Here is a 19,558-nt window from a genome sequence, read left to right on the forward strand (position 1 = left end):
TTTTATCCTTTCACGGCACCTGCCGTTACACCTTCAATAATGTACTTTTGGCAGGCAAAATAGAAGACAACAATGGGAATCAAGGCAATTACAATGACCGACATAAGATGGCCATAGTCCACCGAACCATATCCGCTCTTTAAATATTGTATGGCAACCGGAATGGTCTTGTACTTTGTTCCAATCACCAGGTACGGAAGCAAAAAGTCATTCCAGATCCACATGGCGTTCAGAATGCCAACCGTGATTGTGATAGGCTTCATGACGGGTAACACAATCTTGAAGAATGTCTGGAAAGGATTGCATCCGTCAATCAAAGAGGCTTCCTCCAGCTCGATAGGAATGCCGCTTATAAAACCGCAAAACATGAATACCGCCATTCCGGCACCGAATCCCAAGTACAAAACACAAATTCCGACAAAGTTATCCAGGTGTAGTGTATTGGCAACCTTCGTCATCGTGTACATTACCATCTGAAACGGTATAACCATACTGATAATAAACAGATAATATAAGGACGATGAAAGTTTCCCTTTTACCCGTGAAATCATCCAAGATGTCATCGAGCAGAACAGCACGATAAGAACAACGGAAATGACTGTAATAAAGACCGAGTAGCCTATGCTGGACAGAAAATGGATTTTCGCAAGACCGTCAACATAATTTTTAATATTGACATAGCTTTCCGCATCCGGGAATGCAAACGGCGTGGTAGAGATATACAGCTTGTTCTTGAAAGAATTCATCACAACAAGTGCAATCGGGAAGATGAAAAAAACCGCTAAAAGCGTCATGATGATGTAGAACAGTACCGATGTAATATTTCTCGTTTCTTTCATACCTCCTTCACCTCCCTCGATCTCGAAACTCTCAGCTGAATGATAGATATGGCAAGCACGATGATTGTAAAGATTACCGCCTCAGCTTGCCCGATGCCAGCAAAGCCTTTTCGATTGTAATACGTATTGAATATATTCAGTGCCAGCATAGTGGTCTGGTTAGCAGGGGCTCCTCCGGTTAACGCGAGGTTCTGGTCGTACATTTTAAAGCAATCCGTCAAAGACAAGAACATACAGATTGTGACGGAACCGGAAACCAGCGGAACAATAATCCGCCTAAGGATCTGTTTGGCATTTGCACCGTCGATTCTTGCCGCTTCAATAAGGTCTCCGGGAATCGCCTGGATTCCTGCAATATAAATAATCATCAAGTAGCCTATTTTCTGCCAGTTGTACAAAATAATAAGCCCCCAATAGCCATACTTTGCGTCAAACGTAATATCGTTTCCCGTCAGTCTAATCAGAATACCGTTCAGCAACAATTGCCAAATGTAACCGAGAATGATTCCCCCGATGAGATTAGGCATAAAAATGATGGTGCGGTAAGCATTCGTTCCTCTTCGGTTTTTGGAAAGAACCAAAGCAAGTGCGAATGCAATAAGATTTGCACTGATAACACCAACTACAGCAAACTTTACCGTAAACCACAGTGCCGAAAGAAATCCCTTGCTATCTGTCAACGCATAGATGTAGTTGGAAAGACCGACAAATTTGGCATTCTTTAAAGTCTTGAATTTGCAGAAGGATAATCCTACCCCCATAACAAAAGGCCAAACAAAAGCAATACCGTATGCAATAAGAGTTGGTATTACAAACCACCCATAATACTTCTTATATGTTTTCTCCATAATTTCCGGTGATCCTTTCTCCTATACGAATACCATAATCTTTTTAGAGTATACGAGATAGCGCAAGAAACCCGTACGATACTCGTTACAAACAAGATGTCTCAGGCTTCGCCTGCATCGCTTGTTAAGAAACGAGAAATCACAAGCTTTGCAAGCGATACTCGTTATGAATAGAAAATGCGCCTTGTCGGATTTTATCCGGCAAGGCACATCCATTTCAGAGTGCCCCGTCAGGACATCTGCTATTATTTAGCTGCTTCGTTTGTAATTTTTCTTTCCGTCTCCCACTCAGTAACCGCGTCGGAAACAACCGCATCCCAGTCCTTTTGTCCCTGCGCATACTGCAGAAGACTTGCACCGTAATCATTCTTCCACTGGTCATCCGGAATCAAATTTGCAGCCCAGCAATAAGCTTTCTTCCCTTTTCCTGCGATATCATTTTCACTTTCGAATAACGGATTCGTGTATTCCGCATCCGCCATTGTCGTGAAAGGTGTGACAAGCTGGAGCTTTTGCGCAACAAGCTGTTTACCGGTATCAGAACTGAAAAGCCACTCAAGAAATGCAAGCGCTGCATCCTGATCTTTCTGGTCCAGCTGGCTGTTGATGCACATATACTGAGATGCACCAACGTTCAGACCCATGTCCTTCTCGCCTTCCACGCCGCAGGTAATGGGAATGAAGCAAACATCCTTGTCATTCACTTTCTTTCCGTCCGTTCCGGCAATTGTGCTCCATGCCCAGTCTCCATTCTGAATCATAGCGCACTTGCCCAGTGCAAACTCCGCCATGGAATCATCAACTGTCTTTGTACCTACCAGACTCTTGTCAATGACACTGTTATTCAGATACAGATCCAGGATATCCTTGAAATTTTTATTGTATTCAAACTTGAATTCCGGAATCAGTCCATTTAAATCGATCTTATCGTTTCCGCCCCACTCCCAATACAGCGGCTGGTTCATCAGATGTGTCTGATATCTCCAGTCATCTCCGGCTTTCAAAGACGTCGAACCGAAGACTCCCTCGATGCCGAGCTCATCCTTCATGGACTGCATATCCTCCACAACGGCTTTCAGTGCATCAAAGGTGTATAAATCATCCAGAGAGGTATATTCCGTCTTCTTATTGGGAGAGGCAAAGTAATCATCCGTGATGGCCTTGTTGACAATGATTCCCCACCCTTCCAATGCATAAGAGATACCGTAAACTTTATCATCCTTCTTGAGTGTGTAGGTCTGATCGGAAACAAAACCGTTCAGTTTTGTATTCGTGAGATCCGCACAGTAATCCTGCCACTCATTCAACATCTTCATGCTATCGCAAACGAAAATCGTCGGAGCATCCGAGCTATCCATTCTTGCCGTCAACGTCTGCTCATAGGTATTGGATGCCGCCGTCTCAATCTGTACGTTAACTCCTGTCTCATCCGTATAGGCCTTTGCAACTTCAACCAGCTGATCGGCAATCTCCGGTTTATAGTTGAGCCAACGAATCGTTCCAGTAAAATCACTTGCACCTTCTTTGGCAACATCCGCCTTAGCGGCCTCTGTTGCTTTTGAGCCGGCTGTCGAAGAAGAGCTGCCGCAACCCGCAAGGGCTACCGCCATCATAGACATGCACAACGTTACACCAATTAGCTTTTTCTTCATTTTACCCCTCCCATTTTTGAATTGTCCTAAAAATGTTTCTTCATCAATTGTTTTATTACCTTTTTGATGATTTTTATGATGGATATATTTCTAATTGCAACTAGTATATTATACGATTTCATATCGGAGTACAAGTTTATTGTGCATTATTTTCCAAGTCATTGTTCTTATTTTTTGTGTATATTGCCCAATTGAAAAAAAGCCTCCCTTAGGTACATCCTACGCCTTACTAATCCTTAAAATCGTGTCCTAAAGCAAATCATCCGGTAATCTCTCCAAATCCTCTAAGATATCTTCCAGTTCATCCTCTATAAAGCCCGGATCCATGTGGGCAAGAAAATGCCAGTCTTCCGTTCCCTTTTTTCTGTAAAGCACGGCTTCTCCATCTTCCGAACCGAAGTAGGCTCTGTCCGCCTCATAGCCCTTTTCCTCTAAGAGCCCTTTTATTTTTTGTACTGAAACTCCCTCTTTTCGATATAATCTTTCACTTCTTCATTGGGAATCGCATAAGCATCCACTCGAGTACAGCCTTCCACCATGCCGTCTCCGGGAGAACTCAAATCCGGTATTTCTTTCCAGAAAATGTCTATATCCCCCTCTTCGGTAAACATGAACTTGCTAAAAGGAACGATGTTGCCATTGTAATGCAGCTCCAAATACTTCGGAAGCTTCCTGATGTCCAAGCTTTCATAGAGAAAGCCCTCTTCTTCCTCGCAGCGGTAGCCGTCCACTTGAGAAATAAAGGCTCTTCCCTCTTCGATAGTACGGAATACGGCGATTTCCGTTTCCATGCCCTCTTGGTTTAATTCTAAGATGAACATATTTCCTCCTTTAAGCTTCTCTATCTTGATAACTTTATGCAAAAGATAAATTTTCCGTCTCTTTCCGAGGCCTCATAGGGAATCTTGTAGTTCTTCAGTAAAGTGCTCACAATATATAAGCCCAGACCGTTGCTGTTTTCCTTATTTAAATCAAAATTCATAATACATAGTTTTTCCGTATCAATAGCTGTTCCCTTGCTATGTTCCCTGCTTCCTTCCTTTTTTTCAAAGTAGCGTTTTTCCTGCTTCCGTCCATAAGAAGGATGAATGCTGTTCTCCACATAGAGCAGGCCTTCTTTCGCATAAATCTCTATAGTTCCCCCTTCTTCCGTATATTTTACCGCATTGCTCAATAAGTTGGATAAAATAATCTTTAGAGCCGGCCTTCCGATATAGAGCTTTTCACCCGCTAAGCGATTTTGTAAATGCAGTTTTTTCTGCTGCAGTAAAACCTCGTATTTTTCTAAAACGCTAAGCAGTACAGGCTGAATCTCCAGACTTTCTTCATCCTCTTTTAAATTTTCCAAAGAAGACACGGATAAAATCCGGGAAATACTTTGGCTAAGGCTGTCTACAGTGGCTATACATTCTCCGATATAGAGGTCTCTATCCTTATACTTTCCGATATTGTACTGCATATTTTCCAGAATGATTTTCAGACTCGCAAGAGGGGTTTTCAGCTCATGGGAAGCCCCCTTTAAGAAGTCATATTTCAGTTTTTCCAGCTTTAAAATCTCCTGATTTTTTGTTTCTACATTTTCAATGGATTGTAAGAGGCTTCGATAGAGGGTATTGATTTGCTCCTTTAACTCACCAACTTCGTCTTTGGTGTCAACCGGCAAACACGCCTCTTTATTTAACGCAATCATCTTGTCCGTCTCGTTTTTAATTTCCGAAATATTGTTCTTAATCGCTTTCGCATACACTAAGGAAACCACTATGGAAAACAAAAGAGAAATGGCCAAAGAATAGGGCAGAAATTGCAAGCTCAGTTCCTTTGCTTCCTTTTGCATATCTGCGGTGGAAATAAACTGTAAAATAAGCTTATTCCCCCTATCCGTTTGAATCTCCCTTTCTTCGATAATCATAGAATTGGTCTTACTGTCAAAATCAATAGGCACCGTATCATCTATGGGAATATTCGCGTCAACGGGAATCGATCGGCTCTCCGCACCTTTCTTCACGAAAGCCTGAATATCGCTGCTTTTAGAGTAAAGAGCCAAAGTATTCTCTATGTCTGTAAGGGACTTTCCCTCCATGCCGGCGGAAACTTCATTTGCCCGATTCGTAATGGCTTCCTTCCTCTGTTCAAGATAGCTTACGGGAAAGAAGAAAAAGACCAAGAGATGAATCAAGAGAATAATGATTCCAAGAATAGAAAAAAGCTGTATGAACATTTTCGGAAATAGCTTTAAATTTTTCATTCTTTCTCCAACTTATAGCCCACATTTCTGATGGTAAAAATGCAGTCCAGCTTGAGTTTTCTTCTTAGCTCCTTGATATACACATCAATCACCCTGTCGAAGGGGATTTCTTCCATTTCCTTCCACACATGGTCCAGTATTTGCGTCCTGCTGAGTGCCCGACCTTCATTTTCGGAAAGATACTTTAAAATCTCCACTTCCTTGGCATTCATGTCCACAGGCTTTCCATCCAATTTAGCGGTGTAGCCGGAAAAGTCCACCTCTACATTTTTATAAAGAAACTTATCCGTCTGCCCGTAACTCTTTTGGATTAAAGAATCGATTCTCGCCTTTAAAAGCGGCAGGGAAAAGGGCTTTTCCATATAGCCGTCTGCAAGATGTGTGAAAGCATCAATCTTATATTCCTCATCACTAAAGGCGGTAAGAATTAAAACAGGGAGCTTACTCTGCCTCCGAATCTCCTTTAAGACCTCGAGACCGTTTACAAAGGGAATTTGAATATCCAAAATGACAAGATGAATCTCTTTGTTGAATTTTGAAAGGGCCTCTCGGCCGTCTTTCGCTTCCAGTATGGTATAGCCAAATTCCGACAGAAAGGCGGCGATTCCCTCTCTGATCCTTTGATCGTCTTCCACTACAAGGATGTTCATGCTAGGCCTTCACTTTCACTTCTGCCGCCCCGGCCTGTTCTTTCGGTCTTGTTACCCCGCAGGCAATGGCATCCACCGGGCAGGCGTTTTTACATTTTCCGCAACGGATACACTCCAAATCATTGCAGTTTTGTACCGGATCACATTGCATCTCGCAAACCGCCTTACATCTTCCGCAGTGAATACACTTCTGATGGTCCAAAGTATAACGGAAAAAGGACACGGAATTAAAGAGAGAATAAATCGCGCCCAAGGGACAGATATACTTACAGAAGGGTCTGTAAATGATTACGGAAAGGAGGATGGTTAAAAGCAAAATCAAGCCCTTCCATGCATAAAGAAAGCCTACGGCTCCCCGCATACTGGTGTTCATCCACACCAGAGGAATCCCTCCCTCCAGCATTCCCACAGGACAAATCAGTTTACAAAAATAGGGCGCCCCCTGTCCTATAATATCCACCAAAAAGAGAGGAAGAAGAATCACGAAAACAAGTAAAATAAGATACTTTGCCTTTCGTAAAGGCTTATCCCACTTAAAGGTCTCTATCTTCTTCACAAAGGGAATCTTATGCAGTAAATCCTGTACCAGTCCAAAGGGACAAAGGTATCCGCAAACACCTCTTCCTATCAGCGCTCCCACGAAAAAGAGAAAGCCCACCACATAGTAGCTGAACTTATATTTCGGACTTCCTATGACCGCCTGTAAAGCTCCTATAGGACAGGAGCCCTTTGCTCCCGGGCAGGAATAGCAATTCATGCCGGGAACGCAAAGCTGCTTCAATTCTCCACTATAAATTTTTCCGGTTTTAAATCCCTCAAAAAAGGAATTGGTCACTAAAAACCAAAAGGATTGAAATAAATGTCTTATGTTATTTCTGGCCTTGTACTTATCTTTTTTCGTTTTTCCGTTGATGAATTCTTTTAACTTATCCAATGCCTATACACTCCATGCACACTCTGATTGCCTTATTCATTACTACCAGTGCCTCTCCCCGATGGACTCCTATGTACATCATGGCGATGCCCATACATAGGAGAACCAGGGAGGTCAACCGGGACTTTAAAATATTCTGTTTCATATTCCCTCTTTACTGTTTTACTTTAGTCAGTCTGCTTTACTTTAGTCCTTCCGCTTTACTTTAGCCAGTCCACTTTACTTTAGCCAGTCTGCTTTACTTTAGCCAGTCTACTTCACTTTAGCCAGCTCCTTCTCTATGATTTCCATCCAAGCCTTCTTATTGCGAGAGCCGGAATAGGTCTCGCCCACAATCTGTCCCTTCTTATCCACAAAGAAGGTCTCCGGAAAGGCCTGAATCCCGCTGAGTCTGCCGTTAAAATTACTCTGATCCGGAATCAGGAAGGGATACTCCGCCTTGCTCCTTTCCCGAATCAGCTTCGCCTTCTCCAACGCCTCCCGGTTTTCTCCGGTCTGATCCACCGTATCCGTTACTACCCCAACGATATTGACCCCCTTGTCCTTCATTTCCTTCTGAATTTCCGCAAGGTCCGGAATTTCCTGCACACAGGGACTGCACCAGGTGGCAAAAACATTCACCATGGTAAGGTCGTAATTGGCAAAATCTTTACTGCTAAACTCTTTTCCGTCAATGTCCTTGGTCTGCAGATTACTTAAGTCCGTAACTGCGTTTTGGGAATCGGCGGAAAAAGCCATATCCCCCTCCAAATCGGACTTTTCGGACAAAACAAAGCCATTGTCCGGACGTTCTTTTTTCTCCGTAATCTCTACGGTCGTCTGTTTTAATTCCTCTATCGTCTCTACATCCGCTGTGCTATTTACACTAAGATAATAGCTGTATTTTCCGTCTTTGGACTCTCCCAGTTTCGTACGGCTGTCGCATTTTGTAATCTTCCCGATTTCTTCCTCGGAAAGACTCTTTTCAAACATCCCGATGGTACCGATTCTTTCCAGACTCTCCTGCCACTTTTCGTAGCCGTCTCCCATCTTACCGACTTCCGCATTTTTCTGCTCTTCTGTCAGTTTACTAAAGCTAAGCAGTCCATACTTTAAGTCCTGGTCGATGGGACTTTGGTCATCGAGCATTACGATGTCTTTTGTCTTCATCGCTTCTTTTATTTTTTCAGAAAGACTGAATTGCAGTCCCAAATACTCATAAACATACTCGTCTTTTACAGGAAGCGTATAGTCTGCCGGTTTAAAGCTGTCTCCATTACTGTCCTTATTTACCGATACTCCCGCGTCTTCCGGACTGACCACAAGTCCTTGCTCTCCTGTAGCTTTTTCCTCTGCCGACTTCGTTTCCGTCGAAGTTGGCTCTGCAGCTCCCTTATTTTGACATGCCGTAAAGCTTAAGCTTACGCATAAGCCAAGTACAAGAAATGCTCCCTTAAATTGAGTCTTAACCATGAATCTTCCTCCTTCAATCACTTTATCATTATACGCCCTAATTCTTAAGCTATCTCTCTCGAAAAAAGAAAAAATTCCTTTTCCAATATAGTGTTTCTCTAAACAGAATACAGGGCATTTATAAAATGAATATGAAATGGAAGTAGGGGATTGTATCTTCTCATTGTTCTAAAAGTATAACCATGGATCTACCGGAATTTTTATAGATATCTAATCTATTGCTTTGACTTATCCTCTAAACTCTTAATTCCAGTATTGTTCAACTTTTCAATTGACAGCAGCTGAGTTCTTGCAAGCTTTCTCAGTTCTATCATTCTTTCTTTTTGATCCATACCTTTTCCAATAAGAATTGCATTATAGCTTTCCATATTGGCAAGAACCAATAATTCATTTAAACTCGCATAGTCTCTCATATTCCCTTTTAGGTCCGGATTTTCTTCACGCCACTGTTTTGCTCTTTTGTTAAATAAGGCAACATTGAGCATATCCGCTTCACTTGCGTATTGATAAGATAACTGCTCGTTGGTAAGATCCTTTAAGAGATATTCTTTGATTGCATCTGTATGAATTTTATAGTTAATCTTAGAAATTTCTCGATTAAGATTCCAACCTAATGATAATTTTGAATTTTCATCTGACTTAAGTCTTTTGTAATCTTGGATTAGATAGAGCTTAAACTCTGCTGAAATCCATGAAGCAAATTCCATTGCTATATCAGGATGAGCGAATGTTCCCCCACCTCTCCCGGATTTAGAAAGAATACCGATTGCATTTGTATTTTCAATCCATCTCTGAGGCGATAATGTAAATGCATTTGTTCCTGCTTCCTTTCTAAAGGAGTCGAATTCGACCCCTTTAAAACTAGGATTATGAATAGTCTCCCAGAGTCCAAGAAATTCAATTGTATCTCTTACTCTTAACCAGTTTTTAACAACATCTTTAGGTTCATGCGCGTTTTTATATCTTGCAATATCCGTTAGACTTATATAGTCATTTTTAAAGTCTTCAGTATAAATTTGAATAGTAAAACCCTTTGCTTCAATCGTGTCTTTGTTTCCCTTAGGCATGTGAGTTCCTCCTTCACTAAAGATGGCTCCATGGTACCATATTGCCGAATGTTTTTCCATTATTCCATGACTTGCATTCCGTACTCACCTTATTTCCGGTCAATCCTGCTCTTATTCCCGGTCAAGCTTTTTCCCTCTTGACCCGCTTCTTAATCTTCCCCATAATAGGACTGTTTCTACGATATCTTCTTTGATACGAAAAGCATGAAAACTTCTGATTCGTGCAGAGAAGATTCATTTATGCAATTCCATGGGAGGAAAATGATGAAAAAACAACTATCTTTATTACTCGGCGGCCTTCTTCTGGCTTCTTCTCTGGTAGCCTGCGGTGCAAAGGGAAGCACAGCTTCCACCACTGCGGCGGCAAGTGACAAGGAAACTGCGGCAGAAAGCAATACTGCAAAAGAGGGAGAAAGCAAGGCAGAAGCTTCTTCCGATAGTTCCGATTTTAAGGCACAGATTCTATTCTGCGGTTCCACCTCTTTGTACCCCATTATGTCCTCTTTAGCTTCTTCCTTTACCGAGAAGTATGAGACCTGGGACAAGGTAGATGCTTCTTTCCCGAAGGAGAATATCTCCATCTATGTGGCTCCGGGCGGATCCGGCGTAGGCGTAAAGGCTGCTGTTGACGGCACTGCAGACTTCGGTATGCTGGCAAGAGACATTAAGGATAAAGAAGTAGAGAGCCTTGGCAAGGACTATAAGAGCTTTGAAGTGGCAAAGGATGCTTTAACCGTGTCGGTCAGCAGCAAGAACCCCAATGCGGATAAGCTGGAAAATCTGGATACGGAAACCTTACAGAAGATTTTCGACGGAGAATATACCAAATGGAGTCAAGTGGATTCCTCTCTCTCCGATGATGAGATTCATGTGTACATCCGCGACCTTTCCGGCGGCGCTTATGAAGTTTTCCAGAAGGCAGTTATGGGCGACAAGGAAATCACCCCTTCCGCTACCCAGTCCGCTTCCATGACAGAGCTGGCTACCAATGTGGCAAACGATCCGAACGGTATCGGCTATGTAGGATTCGGTGCATTTAACAAAGCAAACAAAGAAAGCACTGTTTTGAAAGAAATCAAGGTTGACGGCGTAGAAGCTTCCGAAGAGAAGATCTTAAGCGGTGACTACAAGATTCAAAGACCGGTTATGTTCGTTACCGGAAAGAAAATCACAAAGAATGAACAGGCCTTTATTGATTACGTTTTCTCCGAGACAGGGTATGATGCGGTTGTGGCAAATGGTTATATTCCTGCTTTCACCAAGTAAGAATTCGTAAAAACAGAGCTGAAAAATTACAAAAAAGCTTTCCATGCGTATAGCTTTGAAATCGGGGGGCGCTTTGATTGCCCCCTTTTCAAAGCTATACTGCATAGAAGGCAGAAACTATGGTTTAGAAAGGAAAGAAAAAATGCGGAATCTTAAAAGCAGAAAGCTGGAAAACTCTCTCTTTCTTTTTTTCGTTTACGCTTTTTTGTTTCTCTCCACCGGTATTCTGAGTTTTTTCTTTCTTTTTCTGGCTAAGGAATCCTTACCCCTCTTTGAAAGTGTTTCCCTTCCCTCTTTTTTGTTTAGTGCAAAATGGAACCCCATGGCATTTACCGGAACGGCCTCCTTCGGCATTTTCCACTTTCTGATGGGCTCTATTTCCGTTTCCTTCCTCGCCCTCTTGTTCTCCACCCTTTTGTCTCTGGGTTGCAGTATCTTTTTTGCTTTTTATTTTTGGGAGAAGGGAAGACGCATCCTCTACCCACTTTTGGACTTGCTTTCCGGCATTCCTTCCGTGGTTTACGGCTTTATCGGTTTAACGGTAGGAAAGCCTCTCTTTTTGAAAATGGGCGTGAGTACAGGCTCCTGTATCTTACTGGCTGCTGTCCTGCTTTCCATTTTGATTTTCCCCTTTATGGTGGATTCCATCACGGACAGTATGGTGAAATTAAAGGCGAAATACTTTTTAGAGGCAAGGGCTCTGGGACTTTCTCCCGCCTACATTATCCTGAGACTAATTCTACCCTCTTCCCTTCGAAGCATTTTTATGGCCTTCCTGCTGGGTAGCGGAAGAGCGCTGGGAGAGACCATGGCGGTGATGATGGTGGTAGGCAATGCCAACCTTTTTCCGAAGCTCCTCTCCAAGGGCGAAACCATCGCTTCACTCATTGCGCTGGAAATGGGCAGTGCGGAGCATCATTCTCTCCACTACCATGCGCTCTATGCCTCCGGACTCGTGCTTTTACTGCTGGTCGCGCTGCTTCATTTGCTGGTGAAAATGGGAGAAAAACCGGGCGTGCTGCTTCACATTTTCCGATTCGGCAAGAAGAACGCTTTGCAAGATGGGATTTCTCGGAACGCATCCAAGTCATCCCACGCAGTCGATACGGATACGGTCACTGCGGAGTCTCCTTCTGTGCATTCCCCGGAAAATAGGGAAAAAGTAGCGCCTCGTCTACTTGCTACCGGGAAGAGGGCAAAGGCGTCCCGGTCTTTTTCCGCTATCCTCCTCTTCCTGTACAGCTTTCTTTCTTTCCTGCTGATTTTTTCCGCCCTGCTGTTTTTCTTTCTTTATATTTTTTATAAGGGAAACAAGGTCATCTCCCCAAGCTTTCTTTTGGACACGCCAAAGGGAATGGTCTTGGGAGAAGAGGGCGGTATCTTCCCCGCCATCACCGGTTCTTTGGCCTTTTCCCTTACCGCTTTAGTGCTTTCGGGACTGCCAAGCCTTTTTACCGCCCTTTTCATGGTCTTTTATGCAAAGGAAGGCAGAAAAAAAGAGAGCCTGCATTTCTTTATTCACCTGCTCTCCGGCGTTCCTTCCATTGTGTTGGGACTCTTTTCCTACAGCTTATTTGTATACCAGCTAAAGCTGGGACGCTCGGTACTCTCCGGCGCCATCGCTCTGGCGATTATGATTTTCCCCTTCATGGAAATCCGTATGGAAAAGATATTTGAAGAAGTGCCGAAAAGCTACCTCCATTCTTCCGAAAGTCTGGGCTGCTCCAAAGGCTATACCTTGAGAAAGCTTGTACTTCCCTATACTTTGCCGGAACTTCTTTCCACCATGCTTCTGGCCTTTTGCTTTGCTCTCGGTGCCACACCGCCGATTTTATTTACCGGAGGAGTCGCCTTTGCGAAAAGTCCTACCTCCTTACTGTCCCCGGCCATGGCGCTTCCCCTGCATCTATATCTGCTGCTCGTGCAAGGTGGATCCTCCTTATCCAGAGCCTATGGAACCGCTTTGGTGATGCTCTTCCTTTTACTGATTGGAAACGGAATAGCCAGCCTTCTGACCGCTTACTGCCACAGAAAATGGAAAAGATAGCAAGCATGCTCACCGGCTACTACCACAGGAAACAGAGAAGATAAAAGTAACTGACATAAAAAACAACAACCATAAAAATGAACAAGAACTATGTCGGATATCCATAAATCGCAAAATCGAATGGAATAAGAAATATCCGAAAGATTAAAAAAAGCTATTTCAGGAGAATAAAATGTCTACCGAATCTACAAATCCCATTTTATCTACAAATCCCATTTTGGAAGTGAAAAATCTGAGCCTTTCCTACGGCAAAAGACAAATCCTCCGGAATCTGCATTTTCAAATTCCGGAGAAGAGCATCACGGTTTTTCTGGGAAGCTCCGGCTGCGGAAAGTCCACCCTCTTAAATAGTCTAAATGGTCTTCTTTTGGAAAATAAAGAAGCCTCAATGGAAGGGGAAATCTTTCTTTCCGGTGAAAATCTGACAAACAAAAAAGAAAAGCGACTGGAGCAGATTGCCATGGTCTTTCAAAACCCCAGTCCTTTTCCTTTTTCTATTTATAAAAATATGACTTATGCCTTGGAGTACTACGGTATCAAGAACAAAGCCGAGCAGAAGAAATTAATCCTGCAAAAGCTTAAAGACGTAGGACTTTGGGAGGAGATTTCCGGGGATCTCCATCGCTCCGCCCTAAGCCTTTCCGGAGGGCAGGCCCAAAGACTTTGTATTGCCCGCGCCCTTTGCATAGAGCCGAAAATCCTCCTTCTGGATGAGCCCTGTTCTTCTTTAGACCGACTTTCCACCTTAAAAATAGAAGAGCTCCTTCAGAATCTCAAAGAAAGATACAGCATGATTATCGTGACCCATAACCTCTCCGAGGCGAAGCGTATCGGCGACCAGATCCTCTTCTTTCACGAAGGAGAACTTTGGGAAAGCGGCACAAAGGAGGAGTTTTTCACTCATCCAAAGAGACCGGAAACCAAAGAATTTATAGAGGGAGAATGGTAAGCATTCCAAGTGCAAACAACGCATTTATTCATATTTAAACTTGGAAACAGCCTGTCGAAGTTCCGCAGACATCTCCGCAAGCATTGTCGTAGAGTTTGTAATTTCACTCATCGCCGCCGTCTGAGACTCGGAAATCTGCTTGACACTCTCGATATTATTCATGGTATTGTCGGACTTCTCCACAATATCCCTGAAGCTGGTCTGCAAAGTTTCAATCTTTTCGTAGATCTGTTCTACCATCTTCGTGATATCCGTAATCTGGGAAACCACCATCTGCACCTCCGTGCTGATTGCACCGAAGGTTGCCTTGGATTCCTGTACAACGGATACTCCTTCTATCAATTTTTCATTATTTTCCTTACTGGAAACCACTACGCTGTCAATATATCCGCGAATTTCCCGGATAAGTGTCGCAATGGAGTTCGTGGAAGTCTTTGACTGGTCAGCCAGCTTACTCACCTCGCTTGCCACAACCGCAAGGCCTCTTCCCGCCTCTCCCGCACGTGCAGCTTCTGTAGAAGCATTGAGTGCCAGAATGTTGGTCTCATCCGCAATACGGCGGATAGTATGAACAATTTCTTCAATCTTAACCGATCCTGCATTCAGTTTCTCAATTTTAACATTGTTATTCTCAGAGGTTTCCTGCAAATCCAGAATACTCTCCTCGATTCTTGCCGAAGCGTCTGTTCCTTCATTTGTAGAAGTAATCACAGTGTCAATAGACTGATTAATCAGCTTTACGCTTTCATTTAGTGCAGAAATCCGATCCGCCATAAACTGGACATCCGACTTAGCATGCTCTACGGAAACATGCTGTTCGGAAGCCAATGTGCTCGCATCCACTACATTTTGAAATACCTCCCGGTTGGAAGCGGAAAGCTTCTCTCCGGTAACGGAAATCTCTTCCGAATTATTGACCACCTTATAGGACATATCTCCAATGACATGGAACATCTCCTTCAACCCGCCGGAAATGTGATCCAAAGACTTACTGATCATACCGATTTCATCCTTGCGGTTCGTTGCAAAGTGCTTAGTAAAATCTCCCTGTGCAATCACTTCCGCATCCTTTACCAAGGCATGAAGCGGGCGAAATGCAATGGTTAAGAAGAGCATGGCAAGGATAGGAATGATAATCAACATGGCAAGCACTACCATTCCCAATTTACGGAAGGTTTCCTTCTCCTGCATCACAAGGTCCGTGCGGTCATCCACAAACTCTAAAAATCCCAAGGTTTTTCCGTCAAAGGACTTCAAGGGCAGACAATAATAGTTTTGTGTCTCATCCTCGGAAGTCATAAAAACAACTTCTCCATTTTGAATGGCATCCAACTTCTCCGGATAAGGAAATGCAATTTCATCCTCTGAAATGGTAGAAGAAATATACTTTGCTTCTCCATCCTCCAGCTTATACAGGAGAAAATCCCCGTTATAAGACTCTTTCAGAGTCTCTAAGAAACTATGCTCCAACTCTCTTCCGTATTCGAAGCTTCCGATGTGCGTTCCTTCGTAGAAAACCGGCATAACCACTCTGAATCCGAATCCCGATACACCGGCCTCTATTCCCTTTACCGTCTTTTTAGTACTGTTCGCCTCATTTACCGTAAAACGGAAATCTTTCAGGCTGTCGCCGAATTTCTCAGGCTTGTTCATACGAAGAAAAGACACGGAATCCGGAAGATGAAAATGAGCCTGCGGAAACTCTTCCTTCATACTCTTATACGTAGGCAGCATATATTCGTACAGACCTTCTCTATCCCGTTTTGCAAAAAGCTCCTGCACTTTTTGATTCTCCACCACTGCCTTTACATTTGCTTCCGTAAAATCCAGATTGTCCGCAATTTCCTTTTCAATGGATTTACTGACAATGGCTTCCAGGCTTCTCTCGGACTGTGCCATTAAATCTCTTGTCGACTGGTAAAAATACAGCGCGAAAAATCCAACCATCAGCATCATCGCCAGTAAAAAAACAGAATAATCCTCTTCTTCAATGATAAATGCATAACTTCCTCTCCTTTAGTCCCGGATACTATGTGATTGTCACATACTGCATTCCCGCAACAATCGTCATGACTCATGGTTCAAGCGAGAGAACTCCTGCTTTTCTCCCGCTACTCGCTATAAATAGACGTGCCGCGACTTCTCTTGTTAAAAATGTCACGAACTTAACGTTATGATGTATATCGTCACTTTCTCCATTACTTTAGCTATTTTTCGTTTTCTTTTATGAAAATTAAAATTGAATCAAAAAATGACGAAAAGGAACATAAGAAAAAATAAGAGGCATACAATTTGCCTCTTATTTTTTTGATGGTTTAATATTCCACTTTACGATAGTACCTGCGGAGATCCATATCGTGTCCGCTGATTTCCTCTCACTGAGAACAAATCTAAAGATAACCTTAGAGATGTAGCAATTGTAAATCACAAGGGGGATGCTTATAGCATCCCCCTCGTGATTTACAATTTATTTCTTTTCGTAATCCGTTCCGCTCTCTGTCATATAAACATTATGTCCATCTTCACTAAGAATAATCGGCTGATCCCATCCCGGAATCTTCTCACCGTTCTTTAACTCATTTCCCTGCAGAAGATAGCTTGCAACAGCCATTGTAATTCTGCCAAGATCCTGTGTGTTCCACAGATTACCGCAGTCCAGAGATCCATCGGAAAGAACGTCCTGAATATCAGCTTCAACACCGTTTGCTACCAATGTTACCTTATCCTGAAGACCAAGATCTCTAATTGCTTCACCACAGCCGGGTGCTGAAGGTGTGGAATATCCAAGAATTCCGATAACATTCGGATATGCTTTCATAATGTCCTTTGTGGTGGAATATGCAACGTCCTGCTTCTCATCTGTTGGATATGGGTCACCATTGTTTACAATCTCAATGTTAGGATATTTTTTTGCAAGATAATCCTTGGATGCTTTAATCCATGCGTTCAGATTTGCCGCAGAAAGACCACCGGTAACCAGCGCAATCTGTCCAGAATCGGTTCCCATATACTCAATAAGCTTGTCAACCATGTGCTCTCCAAATTTCTGGTCATTTACCTGACAAACAGAAACTTTGGTCAGAGAGGGATCGGCCTGTGTATCCCAGTCCATAACCAAAATACCAGCATCCTTCGCTTTCTTCAGAACGGATGTCATCGCTGCAGGGTCATTGGGAGCAACTGCAATTGCATCAACACCCTGTGCAATATAGTCTTCCAACATAGTTACCTGCTGTGCGGCATCTGCGGTAGTAGGACCGTTGTATGTACAGGTAATGCCCAGTTCTTTTGCAGCTTCCTGTGCACCTTCATTACAGGTTGTGAAATACGGAATACCAACCAGCTTTGGCATAAACACAACATTCTTTTCGCCGCTACTTGCTGTATCCCCTGCTGCAGCTGCTTTAGAGCTTTCTGTTGTAGTTGCTTTATTCCCTCCTCCGCAGGCCATGAGGGACAAGGCCATGGAACCAACCAACAGTGCACTAATCACTTTCTTTTTCATTTACTTTCCTCCTTCTGTATGAATGGTTTGTATGTATATTCTATCATGCCTTTATCATGAAGAATAAACTTTTGTATCTTTATGTAGCCGAAGACTTTTCTTTACGTGCTGCAATCTTTCTACAATCTGAAAGAATCCCAGTAATGTGTCGAATAGCCAGTACTGCTATTAAGATGCCTCCGGTGATGATATTAATGATATATCTGTCCGTACCAAAGATATTTAATCCGGTGGAAATAGTCTGCATAATCATCACGGCAATGACTGTTCCTGCAACCGTTCCCTCTCCGCCATTAATGCTTGTGCCGCCAAGCACTACTGCTGTAACAGCCTGCATAAGATAGGACGAACCGTAGTCCACCTTGGCACTAACGTAATGTGCGCTGATGAGAACCCCGGAAAGCCCGTAACAGAAGCTGGAAAAAACATATACCAAAAAGATTACCCTACGTGTATTAACACCGGAAAAGCGAGTAGCAACTTCGTTAGATCCAAGCATATAGACTTCATGCCCAAATCTGCTGCGCTCAAGCAGGAAATAAGTCACTATGACCATCAACAGGTAAATCAGAATCGTCACGGGAAGCCATCCGATAGTGGCAGAACCGATACTGCTAAACTGCTCAGGAAATCCCGATACAGACCCTCCCTTTGTCAAACGGAGTCCTATTCCTTCAAAAATCATTCGTGTTCCCAATGTAATTAGCATAGCAACACAACCGACATATCCAATAAGATATCCGTTGACAATTCCTGTTAAAAGGGAAATCCCCATAATAATCAGAATTCCAAGTATTGTACCGGCAACAGGGTTAGCCTTAGAAAATTCTGATGACATGAAAAACCCTGCAACAATAGCCGACAGCATAGAGCCGGTAATGATGGACAAATTCATTCCACCTGTCAAAACTGCCGCCATCATGGCAAGTGCCATCAAACCAAATTCCGGCATTTGAAAACACATATTCTGTAGGTTTGTCGATGACAAAAACTTATTTGGTGAAAGCACCGACATTAAAACAAATAAGATGATGAAGATCAGGAACAGCACCATCTCGTTACGGCGCTTCTCTCTTATTCCCTTAAAAAACATATTCCTTCCCCCTTACACATCAACATCTACCTTGATAGCATTTTTCTCCGTTAACCGTGTATTGATGGCATCCATCATAATCGTTGCAACGATAATCGCTCCCATAACGACCTTCTGATAATAGGTTGATACACGCACCAATACCAGACCATTCTTTATGATTGCCATCAAAATGATGCCCAGCGTTGTTCCAAAGACATTTCCTATACCTCCTGACAAAGAGGCTCCTCCCAACACGATGATGGCAATAACATCCATCTCATAGTTTAGATAGGTATTCGGATCCACCTGTCCTACGATACTGATATGGGCGATGGCCGCCAGTCCTGCCATTGCTCCGGAAAACATATATGCAAACATAAGAATTCTATCCGGTTTATATCCGACCCTCAGTGCAGACTGCATATTACCGCCTACCGCATAAATACCACGTCCGGTTAATGTATTGCGAAGGATAAAGGAAGTCAGTACTCCTGTAATTATCAGGAGTATGATTTGGCTATATATACCTGTGATATTACCGGCACTCTCTATTTGTCCCAGCTCGAAAGAACCAAAAGTGGAAAACCATTCCGGAAGCCCGGAAATCCATATTCCTCCGGAATAGAGAAGAACTGCTGCCAGGGTAATGGTTTGTGTTCCAATGGTTGCCACGATGGGCGGAATCTTAATCTTTGTAATAAGAAATCCGTTAAAAGCACCTACTAAGGATCCCACCAACATAGACAAAAGCATGACTACAAAGATGTTGGAGCCGGGATTTGCAAGCATAAAATTACCTGAAATGACTGCACAAAGCGCAATGGTCGAAGAGATCGACAAATCAATTCCCCCTGTAATCAGAACCGGCAACATACCAAATGCCATAATGCCATAAACCGCATTGCTACGAATGAAATCCAAAATGTTGTTCAAAGTAATGAACACCGGATTGACAAACGTAATCAAAATGGAGAGGACAATAATGATTGCGAGAATTACAAATTCTTTTTTCGTTTTAGAAGACTTATC

Annotated in this window: 18 protein-coding genes; 3 read left to right on the plus strand and 15 right to left on the minus strand. The window is 43.0% G+C overall.

What is annotated here, in order from left to right; genetic code table 11:
- Positions 1-2 precede the first annotated feature (2 nt).
- The 11 genes from HMPREF9124_RS10180 to HMPREF9124_RS10220 all read right to left on the minus strand — a co-directional run bounded on the left by HMPREF9124_RS10180 (position 3) and on the right by HMPREF9124_RS10220 (position 9,687).
- Complete coding sequence (locus HMPREF9124_RS10180) at positions 3-839, minus strand: carbohydrate ABC transporter permease (RefSeq protein WP_009428776.1); 837 nt, start codon at positions 837-839, stop codon at positions 3-5.
- The gene (locus tag HMPREF9124_RS10185) at positions 836-1,687 is read right to left on the minus strand and encodes a carbohydrate ABC transporter permease (RefSeq protein ID WP_009428007.1); all 852 of its coding nucleotides are present in this window, start codon (positions 1,685-1,687) and stop codon (positions 836-838) included. The genes HMPREF9124_RS10180 and HMPREF9124_RS10185 overlap by 4 nt, the downstream gene beginning before the upstream one ends.
- 245 nt (positions 1,688-1,932) lie before the next feature.
- On the minus strand, positions 1,933-3,339 hold the full coding sequence (locus HMPREF9124_RS10190) for an ABC transporter substrate-binding protein (RefSeq protein ID WP_009429582.1): 1,407 nt from the start codon (positions 3,337-3,339) through the stop codon (positions 1,933-1,935).
- 249 nt (positions 3,340-3,588) lie between these two features.
- Positions 3,589-3,714, minus strand: coding sequence for a hypothetical protein (locus HMPREF9124_RS12520; protein ID WP_009427815.1), 126 nt, complete (start codon positions 3,712-3,714; stop codon positions 3,589-3,591).
- 68 nt (positions 3,715-3,782) lie between these two features.
- On the minus strand, positions 3,783-4,160 hold the full coding sequence (locus tag HMPREF9124_RS10195) for a hypothetical protein (RefSeq protein ID WP_009428043.1): 378 nt from the start codon (positions 4,158-4,160) through the stop codon (positions 3,783-3,785).
- Between the two features lie 20 nt (positions 4,161-4,180).
- On the minus strand, positions 4,181-5,584 hold the full coding sequence (locus HMPREF9124_RS10200) for a sensor histidine kinase (protein WP_009429772.1): 1,404 nt from the start codon (positions 5,582-5,584) through the stop codon (positions 4,181-4,183).
- Positions 5,581-6,234: a response regulator transcription factor gene (locus tag HMPREF9124_RS10205; RefSeq protein ID WP_009429419.1), complete on the minus strand. Its 654-nt coding sequence runs from the start codon at positions 6,232-6,234 to the stop codon at positions 5,581-5,583. Before HMPREF9124_RS10205 ends, HMPREF9124_RS10200 begins: the two co-directional genes overlap by 4 nt.
- A 1-nt stretch (position 6,235) precedes the next feature.
- Positions 6,236-7,168: a 4Fe-4S binding protein gene (locus HMPREF9124_RS10210; protein ID WP_009428733.1), complete on the minus strand. Its 933-nt coding sequence runs from the start codon at positions 7,166-7,168 to the stop codon at positions 6,236-6,238.
- Positions 7,161-7,313, minus strand: coding sequence for a CD1871A family CXXC motif-containing protein (locus HMPREF9124_RS12015; RefSeq protein WP_009429491.1), 153 nt, complete (start codon positions 7,311-7,313; stop codon positions 7,161-7,163). The genes HMPREF9124_RS10210 and HMPREF9124_RS12015 overlap by 8 nt, the downstream gene beginning before the upstream one ends.
- A gap of 107 nt (positions 7,314-7,420) precedes the next feature.
- Positions 7,421-8,620 (minus strand): TlpA family protein disulfide reductase, encoded by a 1,200-nt coding sequence (locus HMPREF9124_RS10215; protein WP_009427923.1) that lies wholly within the window; start codon positions 8,618-8,620, stop codon positions 7,421-7,423.
- A 215-nt stretch (positions 8,621-8,835) separates the two neighbouring features.
- On the minus strand, positions 8,836-9,687 hold the full coding sequence (locus HMPREF9124_RS10220) for a KilA-N domain-containing protein (RefSeq protein ID WP_009429493.1): 852 nt from the start codon (positions 9,685-9,687) through the stop codon (positions 8,836-8,838).
- 264 nt (positions 9,688-9,951) lie between these two features.
- Here HMPREF9124_RS10220 and HMPREF9124_RS10225 point away from each other — a divergent pair, with 264 nt between their 5' ends.
- The 3 genes from HMPREF9124_RS10225 to HMPREF9124_RS10240 all read left to right on the plus strand — a co-directional run bounded on the left by HMPREF9124_RS10225 (position 9,952) and on the right by HMPREF9124_RS10240 (position 13,949).
- On the plus strand, positions 9,952-10,953 hold the full coding sequence (locus HMPREF9124_RS10225; RefSeq protein WP_009428434.1) for a phosphate ABC transporter substrate-binding protein: 1,002 nt from the start codon (positions 9,952-9,954) through the stop codon (positions 10,951-10,953).
- 142 nt (positions 10,954-11,095) lie between these two features.
- Entirely contained in the window at positions 11,096-13,000 is a 1,905-nt protein-coding gene (locus tag HMPREF9124_RS11515; RefSeq protein ID WP_242821587.1) for a phosphate ABC transporter permease, read from the plus strand.
- A 172-nt stretch (positions 13,001-13,172) separates the two neighbouring features.
- A complete protein-coding gene (locus HMPREF9124_RS10240; protein ID WP_009429816.1) occupies positions 13,173-13,949 on the plus strand; it encodes a phosphate ABC transporter ATP-binding protein in 777 nt (258 codons plus the stop codon).
- 24 nt (positions 13,950-13,973) lie between these two features.
- Here HMPREF9124_RS10240 and HMPREF9124_RS10245 read toward each other — a convergent pair whose 3' ends face one another.
- The 4 genes from HMPREF9124_RS10245 to HMPREF9124_RS10260 all read right to left on the minus strand — a co-directional run bounded on the left by HMPREF9124_RS10245 (position 13,974) and on the right by HMPREF9124_RS10260 (position 19,462).
- Positions 13,974-15,848, minus strand: coding sequence for a methyl-accepting chemotaxis protein (locus HMPREF9124_RS10245; protein ID WP_009428215.1), 1,875 nt, complete (start codon positions 15,846-15,848; stop codon positions 13,974-13,976).
- A 568-nt stretch (positions 15,849-16,416) separates the two neighbouring features.
- Positions 16,417-17,454, minus strand: coding sequence for an autoinducer 2 ABC transporter substrate-binding protein (locus HMPREF9124_RS10250; RefSeq protein WP_009428893.1), 1,038 nt, complete (start codon positions 17,452-17,454; stop codon positions 16,417-16,419).
- A gap of 79 nt (positions 17,455-17,533) precedes the next feature.
- A complete protein-coding gene (locus HMPREF9124_RS10255) occupies positions 17,534-18,547 on the minus strand; it encodes an ABC transporter permease (RefSeq protein ID WP_009429438.1) in 1,014 nt (337 codons plus the stop codon).
- 12 nt (positions 18,548-18,559) lie between these two features.
- On the minus strand, positions 18,560-19,462 hold the full coding sequence (locus HMPREF9124_RS10260; RefSeq protein ID WP_083816316.1) for an ABC transporter permease: 903 nt from the start codon (positions 19,460-19,462) through the stop codon (positions 18,560-18,562).
- Positions 19,463-19,558 lie beyond the last annotated feature (96 nt).

Origin of the sequence: Oribacterium sp. oral taxon 108 str. F0425, assembly GCF_000214455.1 — a bacterium.
Lineage (GTDB): Bacteria > Bacillota > Clostridia > Lachnospirales > Lachnospiraceae > Oribacterium > Oribacterium asaccharolyticum.